Below are 7,614 nucleotides of genomic sequence, written 5' to 3'. Positions count from 1 at the left end.
GGCGGCCGGCGCCCGTCCGGCCGCCGGCGGTGGAACACAGCCCTACCGCTGGCGCAGCGTCGCCATGGGCGGCACCGGCTTCGTCCCCGGCATCCTCTTCCACCCCGCCGTGCGCGGGCTGGTCTACGCCCGCACCGACATCGGCGGCGCCTACCGCTGGGACGACCGCGCCGCCCGCTGGACCCCGCTGACCGACCACATCGGCTGGGACGACTGGAACCTGCTGGGCGTCGAGGCGATCGCCGTCGACCCCGCCCACCCCGACCGCCTCTACCTGGCGCTGGGCACCTACGCGCAGCCCTGGGCGTCGCACGGGGCGGTGCTGCGCTCCGACGACCGGGGCGCCACCTGGGACCGCACCGACCTGCCCGTCCGGCTCGGCGCCAACGAGGACGGCCGCGGCACCGGCGAACGCCTCCTGGTCGACCCCCGCGACAGCGACACCCTGTGGCTGGGCACCCGCCACGACGGGCTGTGGAGGTCCACCGACCGGGGCGCCACCTGGGAGCGCGACACCTCCTTCCCCGCCTCCCCGCTCCCCGCCGGGCAGGGCGTCACCGTCCTGGCCGCCGCCGGGCGCACCCTCTACGCCGGCTGGGGCGACGGCGGCGGCACGGCGCCCGCCCTGTACCGCACCAGCGGTTCCGGCGGCTGGGAGCCCGTACCCGGGCAGCCCGCCGGCCCCGCCACCGCCGTCCCCCAGCGCATCGCCCACGCCCACGGCACCCTCTGGGTCACCTACGCGAACGCCCCCGGACCCAACGGGCAGACCGACGGCGCCGTCCACCGCCTCGACACCGCCACCGGCACCTGGCACGACGCCACCCCCCGGCGCCCCGGCGGCGACGACACCTTCGGCTACGCGGGCCTGGCCGTCTCCCCGCGCCGGCCCGGCACCGTGGTGGTCTCCACCAACAACCGCTGGTCGAAGGTCGACACCGTGTACCGCTCCACCGACGGCGGAACCACCTGGACGTCGCTGCGCGAGCGGGCCGTCCTGGACGTCTCCGAGACCCCCTACCTCACCTGGGGCGAGGAGGAGCCGAAGTTCGGCTGGTGGATCCAGGCCCTGGCCATGGACCCGTTCGACGACCGCCACCTGCTGTACGGCACCGGCGCCACGATCTACGGCACCCGCGACCTGACGCACTGGGCCCCGCGCATCCGCGGCCTGGAGGAGGCGTCGGTGCGCAAACTGGTCAGCCCGCCCGCCGGCCGCGCCCACCTGCTCTCCGCCCTCGGCGACGTCGGGGGCTTCCACCACGACACCCTCACCGCGTCCCCCGCCCGCGGCTTCTACACCGGCCCCGTCTTCGGCACCGCCACCGGCCTGGACCTGGCCGCCCGCAACCCCTCCCACGTGGTGCGCACCGGCTGGGGCGACCACGGCAACGGCGCCCTCTCCCGCGACGGCGGCCGCACCTGGGCCCCCTTCGCCTCCCAGCCGCCCGGAGCGAAGGACGCCCCCGGCCCGATCGCGATCACCGCCGACGCCGGCGCCCTGGTCTGGGCCCTGGTGCACTGGGACGGCACGCCCCACCCCGGCTGGTGGTCCGGCGACGGCGGTGCCACCTGGAGCGAGATCCCCGGCTACCCGGCCGGCGCCACCCCGCTCGCCGACCCCGTGGACCCGCGCACGGTCTACGCCTACGACACCGCCGGCGGCACCCTGGCCGTCTCCCGCGACGCGGGCCGCACCTTCGCCACCGCCGCCACCGGCCTGCCCGCCGGGGACCGCGAGTACCAGCTCGCCGCCACCCCCGGCCGCACCGGCGAGCTGTGGCTGTCGGCCAAGGACGGCGGACTGCTGCGCTCCGGCGACGGCGGCCGCACCTTCACCCGGGACCCGGGCATCGCCGCCTCCCACACCCTCGGCTTCGGCAAGGCCGCCCCCGGCTCCCGCCACCCGGCCGTCTACCACGTGGCGAGGCTCGCCGGCTCGGGCCTCACCGCCGTGTACCGCTCCGACGACGGCGGCCGCACCTGGATCCGCATCAACGACGACGCCCACCAGTGGGGTTGGACCGGCCAGACCGTCACCGGGGACCCCCGCCGCTTCGGCCGCGTCTACCTCGGCACCAACGGCCGCGGCGTGCAGTACGGAGACCCCGCCCGATGACCGGACACCGCCCCGCCCTGGCCGACGTCACCCGCGGACGCCTGCTGTACGGCGGCGACTACAACCCCGAGCAGTGGCCCGAGCACGTCTGGCGCGAGGACGTGGAGCTGATGCGGGAGGCCGGGGTCAACCTCGCCACCGTCGGCGTCTTCTCCTGGGCCCGCATCGAACCCCGCCCCGGGGAGCGCGACTTCGGCTGGCTCGACCGCGTCCTGGACCTCCTCCACGCCGGCGGGATCGGCGTCTGCCTGGCCACCCCGACCGCCTCCCCGCCCCCCTGGATGGGCGCCCGCCACCCCCAGACCCTGCCGCGCGACCCGGCGGGCGCGACCGTCTGGTACGGGTCGCGCAACCACTTCTGCGCCTCCTCGCCCGTCTACCGCGAACACGCCCTGCGCATCACCGCGGACCTCGCCGACCGCTACGGGGACCACCCCGCGCTGCGGCTGTGGCACGTCAACAACGAGTACGGCACCTTCTGCTGGTGCGACACCACGGCCCGCCACTTCCGCCGCTGGCTGAGGGATCGCTACGGCGGCCTGGCGGAGCTCAACGAGGCCTGGGGCACGTCCTTCTGGAGCCAGCGCTACGGGGACTGGGAGGAGATCCTGCCCCCGCGCCGCACCCAGTACCTGGCCAACCCCGCGCAGGAGCTGGACTTCCGCCGCTTCACCAGCGACGCCCTGCTGGAGTGCTTCACCGCCGAGCGCGACGTGCTGGCGGAGCGCACCCCGCACGTCCCGGTCACCACCAACTTCATGCCGCTCTTCGTCGGCCTGGACGGCTGGACCTGGGCCGAGCGGGAGGACGTGGTCTCCGTCGACCTCTACCCCGACCCCGCCGACCCCTCCGGCCCCGACGGCGCCGCGCTGGGCGCCCTGGTGCAGGACCTCACCCGCTCCCAGGCGGGAGGTCCCTGGCTGCTGATGGAGCAGGCCGCCGGAGCCGTCAACTGGCGCGGCGTCAACCACCCCCGGCCCCGGGGGCTGACGCGGCTGTGGTCGCTCCAGGCGGTGGCGCGCGGGGCGGACGGCGTCTGCTTCTTCCAGTGGCGCCAGTCCCGGCAGGGCAGCGAGAAGTTCCACTCCGCGATGCTGCCCCACGCCGGGCGGCGCAGCCGCACCTTCCGGCAGGTGTGCGAGCTGGGCGCCGACCTGGGCGCGCTGGCCGGGGCCACCGGCGCGCCCGTCCCGGCGCGGGCGGCCGTCCTGCACGACTGGAACTCCTGGTGGGCCGGCCTCCAGCAGGGCCGCCCCTCGGCCCGGCTCACCTACGAGGCACCGCTGCGCGCCTGGCACCGCGCCCTGTGGGAGCGGAACCTGGTCTGCGACCTGGCCCACCCCGAGGCCGACCTGAGCGGCTACGCCCTGGTCGCCGTGCCCCACCTGTACCTGCTCACCGACGCCGCCCTGGACAACCTCGCCGCCTACGTGCGCGGCGGCGGCACCCTGGTGTGCGGCTTCCACACCGGTGTCGCCGACGCCGACGACCGCATCCGCGAGGGCGGCATGGACGCCCGGCTGCGCGAGGTGCTGGGCATCGACCTGGTCCACGAGTGGTGGCCGATGGACGAGGACGGCGTCCAGCCCCTTGCCTTCTGCACCGACGGCCTCGACGGCCTCGACGGCGCCACCGCGGCGCTGTGGCGCGAGGACGTCGAGACCGGCGGCGCCGAGACCGTCGCCGCCTACCGGGGCGGCGAACTCGACGGCCGGCCGGCCGTCACCCGCCACACCTTCGGCGCCGGCACCGCCTGGTACCTGACCACCCTCCCCGACCCCGCCACGCTGGGCGCCCTGCTGGGCCGCGCGGCCGACGAGGCGGGCGTACGGCCGACCCTGCCCGGACTGCCGAGCGGGGTGGAGGCCGTCCGCCGCGGCGAGCTGCTGTTCGTCCTCAACCACCGGGGGGAGCCGGTCACGGTCCCCCTGCCCGCTCCCGCCACCGACCTCCTCACCGGTCGTCGGCACGGGCACCGGCTGCCGCTCGACCGCCACGGTGCGGCCGCCCTGCGCCAGGACCCGGACGCGGGAGGCGGCGGCTGAGGACCGTCCCGCCACAGCGGGCCCGGAGGCCGGGACACGGCCCCCGGGGGGATCGGACCCGGGCCGGGGCGCCGTCCAGGCGCCCCGGCCCGCTGCGCCGCTGGAGCGGCGTCCCCGTGGCCGCACGCGGGCGGGGCCGGCGGGAACACCCCGCCGGCCCCGCCCGCGCGGACCGCCCGCCCTCAGTCCTCCCGGACCGGCAGCTCCGCGCCGTCCCGCAGGAAGAGCGGGATCCGCTCCAGCGGCGCGGGCACGGTCACCGGCCCGCCGCCCGGGTACGTCTCGCCCGTCCAGGCGTCCGTCCACGCGGCGCCCGCCGGCAGGTGCACGGTGCGCTGCCGGGCGCCGGCCTCCAGCACGGGCGCCACCAGCAGGTCGGGGCCGAAGAGGAAGGCGTCGTCGACCTCCCAGGCCGCCGGGTCGCCGGGGAACTCCAGGAACAGCGGCCGCATCGGCGGCAGCCCCTCGGTGTGGGCGGTGCGCATCTGCTCCAGCACGTACGGCTTGAGGCGCTCGCGCAGCCGCAGGTAGGACTCCAGGATCGCGCCGGCCTCCTCGCCGTAGGACCACACCTCGTTGGGCCCGCCGGTCATCTCCGGGCCCAGCGGCATCCCCGGCTCGCGGAAGCCGTGCAGCCGCATCAGCGGGGAGAGGGCGCCGAACTGGAACCAGCGCACTATCACCTCGCGGTAGTCCGGGTCGTCCGGGTCGCCGCCGTGGAAGCCGCCGATGTCGGTGTTCCACCACGGGATGCCCGACAGCGCGGTGTTGAGCCCGGCCGCGATCTGGCGGCGCAGCGTGGCGAAGTCGGTGCCGATGTCACCGGACCACAGGGCGGCGCCGTAGCGCTGGGAGCCCGCCCACGCCGAGCGGTTGAGGGAGACGATCTCGCTCTCGCCCTCGGCGGCCAGACCGTCGTGCACGGTCCGGGCGTTCTCGCGCGGGTAGAGGTTGGCCACCTCCAGGCCCGGGCCGGCGTGGTAGCGCAGGTTGGCGGAGAAGCCGGGCTTCAACTCCGGCTCGCCGGCGTCCAGCCAGAAGGCCGTGATGCCGTACGAGGTGTAGTTCTCCCGGATGCGGGACCACACGAAGGCGCGGGCGTCGGGGTTGGTGGCGTCGTAGAAGGCGACCTGGACGGGCTCGGCGACGCCCTTGTCGGGCCAGTCGGCGTGCGCCATCGGGCCGTACTCGGTGCCGATGAACAGGCCCTGGTGCTCCATCGGCTGGTGGTTCTCGCTCAGCGGCGAGACCGACGGCCACACCGAGACGACCAGCTTCACGCCCAGCTCGTCCAGCTCCTTGACCATCGCCGCCGGGTCGGGCCACTCCGCCGGGTCGAACTTCCACTCGCCCAGGTGGGTCCAGTGGAAGAAGTCGCAGACGATGGCGGACAGGGGAAGCCCGCGCCGCTTGTACTCGCGGGCCACCGACAGCAGCTCCTCCTGCGTGCGGTAGCGCAGCTTGCACTGCCAGAAGCCGGCCGCCCACTCGGGCAGCATGGGGCTGCGGCCGGTGGCGGCGGAGTAGCGGCGCTGGGCGTCGGCCGGGTCCCCGGCGGTGATCCAGTAGTCGATCTGCCGGGCGGAGTCGGCGACCCAGCGGGTGCCGTTGTGGGCCAGCTCCACACGCCCGACGGCCGGGTTGTTCCACAGCAGGGTGTAGCCGCGGCTGGAGGTGAGGACGGGGATGGACACCTCGGCGTTGCGCTGCACGAGGTCGACCACCGTCCCCTTCTGGTCCAGCAGCCCGTGCTGGTGCTGGCCCAGGCCGTACAGCCGCTCGCCCGCGTAGGCGGTGAAGCGCTGCTCCAGGCGGTGGTAGCCGTTGCCGGTGGCGGTGTGCAGCCGTGAGCCGGGCCACCAGAAGTGGGCGCGGTCCTCGGCCAGCAGCTCGGAGCCGTCGGCGGTGCGGACGAAGCGCAGCATGCCGTCGCCGCTGACCACGGCGGTGATCGTGCCGCTGGTCACCACGGCGTACCCGTCGGCGATCCGGACCTCGGCCGCGCAGCCCTGCGCGGGCGGCGGCTCCTCCAGCAGCGCGCCGGGCAGCCCGTCGAGGACCGGGCCGCCGAGGCGGGACCGGACCCGGACGGCGTCCGGCCCCCACGGCTCGACGCGGACGGTCTCCTGCCGTCCGTGCCACTCCAGCGCGCCGTCGCGCACCCGGAAGGTGCCGCGGGTGGGGGAGGGCTGGGCGAGGGAGGAGGGCGGAGGGGAGAAGAGGGCGGGTGTGGACACGGTACTCCCGGTGTTCGGCGGGCGGACGGTGGAAGGACGGAACGGGATGGGGCAGGGCGGGGGGAGCGGAGGCGCCGCGGGGGGGGGCGGAGGGAGCCGGCCGTCAGCGGGGGAGGGCGGGAGCCGGCCCGGAACTGGTGCGCACGGTGAGCCGGGGCGGCAGCAGGTCGAGCCGGTCCTCCCGCTCGCCGCGCACCTTGGCCATCACCAGCTCCACCGCCCGGCGCCCCATCTCGTGGGCGGGGATGGCCACGGAGGTCAGCCGCACGGATGCCTGGACGGCCACCTGGTCGGGGCAGATGGCCACCACCGACACGTCCTCGGGGACGGCCTTGCCCAGTCGGCGCAGCAGGCTCAGCAGCGGCTCGATGGCGGCCTCGTTCTGCACGATGAAGCCGGTGGTGCCCGGGCGTTCGTCGAGGATCCGGGTGAGTGTCCCGGCCATCGCCGCGTAGTCGCCCTCGCAGGGCCGGTGCAGCAGCCGCACCCCCAGCTCGGCGGCGCGGGCGCGCAGCCCGTCGCGGGTCCGCTCGGCGAAACCGGTGTGCCGCTCGTAGACGGCGGCGGCCTCGCCGACGACCGCGACGTCCCGGTGGCCCAGTTCGGCCAGGTGCTCCACGCACAGCGCGCCGGTGGCGCCGAAGTCCAGATCGACGCAGGTCAGCCCGGTGGGGTCGGCGGGGATGCCGATCAGCACGGACGGACGCCCGGCCTCGCGCAGCAACGGCAGCCGGGCGTCGTCCAGCTCGACGTCCATCAGGATCATGGCGTCGGCCAGTCCGCTGCCCACCACCCGGCGCACCGCCGCGGGCCCCTCCTGGCCGGTCAGCAGCAGCACGTCGTGGTCGTGGGAGCGGGCGGTGGTGGCGACGGCCAGGGCGATCTCCATCATCACCGGCACGTACATGTCGGTGCGCAGCGGCATCATCAGCGCGATGATGTTCGAGCGGCTGCTGGCCAGCGCCCGGGCCCCGGCGTTGGGGTGGTAGCCCAGCTCGCGGATGCTCTGCTCCACGCGCTCCCGGGTGGTGGCGGAGATGGAGCGCTTGCCGCTGAGGACGTAGCTCACGGTGCTGGCGGAGACTCCGGCGTGCCGGGCGACCTCGGCGAGGGTGACCATGGGCTCTCCAGGGCGGTGAGGGAAGCTGCTGAGGTGAAGCGCTTCGACAACGGTTCTGCGCCACGACCCTAAACCCGTGCTGACAAGCTGTCC

Annotated in this window: 4 protein-coding genes; 2 read left to right on the top strand and 2 right to left on the bottom strand. The window is 75.6% G+C overall.

Annotation, left to right across the window (positions count from 1 at the left end; genetic code table 11):
* Together ACFSJS_RS25495 and ACFSJS_RS25490 are read left to right on the top strand one after the other, a co-directional pair.
* Positions 1-2,119 (top strand): 1,4-beta-glucanase (locus ACFSJS_RS25495; RefSeq protein ID WP_380904402.1); only part of this gene is annotated, 2,119 nt, incomplete at its 5' end.
* A complete protein-coding gene (locus tag ACFSJS_RS25490; RefSeq protein WP_380904400.1) occupies positions 2,116-4,164 on the top strand; it encodes a beta-galactosidase in 2,049 nt (682 codons plus the stop codon). The genes ACFSJS_RS25495 and ACFSJS_RS25490, both read left to right, overlap by 4 nt.
* 182 nt (positions 4,165-4,346) lie before the next feature.
* On the opposite strand, the gene ACFSJS_RS25485 is transcribed toward ACFSJS_RS25490, so the two are convergent.
* Positions 4,347-6,401 (bottom strand): glycoside hydrolase family 31 protein, encoded by a 2,055-nt coding sequence (locus tag ACFSJS_RS25485; RefSeq protein ID WP_380904398.1) that lies wholly within the window; start codon positions 6,399-6,401, stop codon positions 4,347-4,349.
* Between the two features lie 103 nt (positions 6,402-6,504).
* On the bottom strand, positions 6,505-7,521 hold the full coding sequence (locus tag ACFSJS_RS25480; protein ID WP_380904396.1) for a LacI family DNA-binding transcriptional regulator: 1,017 nt from the start codon (positions 7,519-7,521) through the stop codon (positions 6,505-6,507).
* Positions 7,522-7,614: the final 93 nt, after the last annotated feature.

Source organism: Streptomyces desertarenae, from assembly GCF_042681365.1.
Taxonomy (GTDB): Bacteria; Actinomycetota; Actinomycetes; order Streptomycetales; family Streptomycetaceae; genus Streptomyces; species Streptomyces desertarenae.
Note: the sequence above shows the minus strand (reverse complement) of the source record. Positions and strands in the feature narration are given on the sequence as shown.

Bases quoted from the DNA above. Each gene is read 5' to 3' on its own strand.
- ACFSJS_RS25490 (WP_380904400.1), top strand. From the start codon at position 2,116: ATGACCGGACACCGCCCCGCCCTGGCCGACGTCACCCGCGGACGCCTG.
- ACFSJS_RS25480 (WP_380904396.1), bottom strand. From the start codon at position 7,521: ATGGTCACCCTCGCCGAGGTCGCCCGGCACGCCGGAGTCTCCGCCAGC.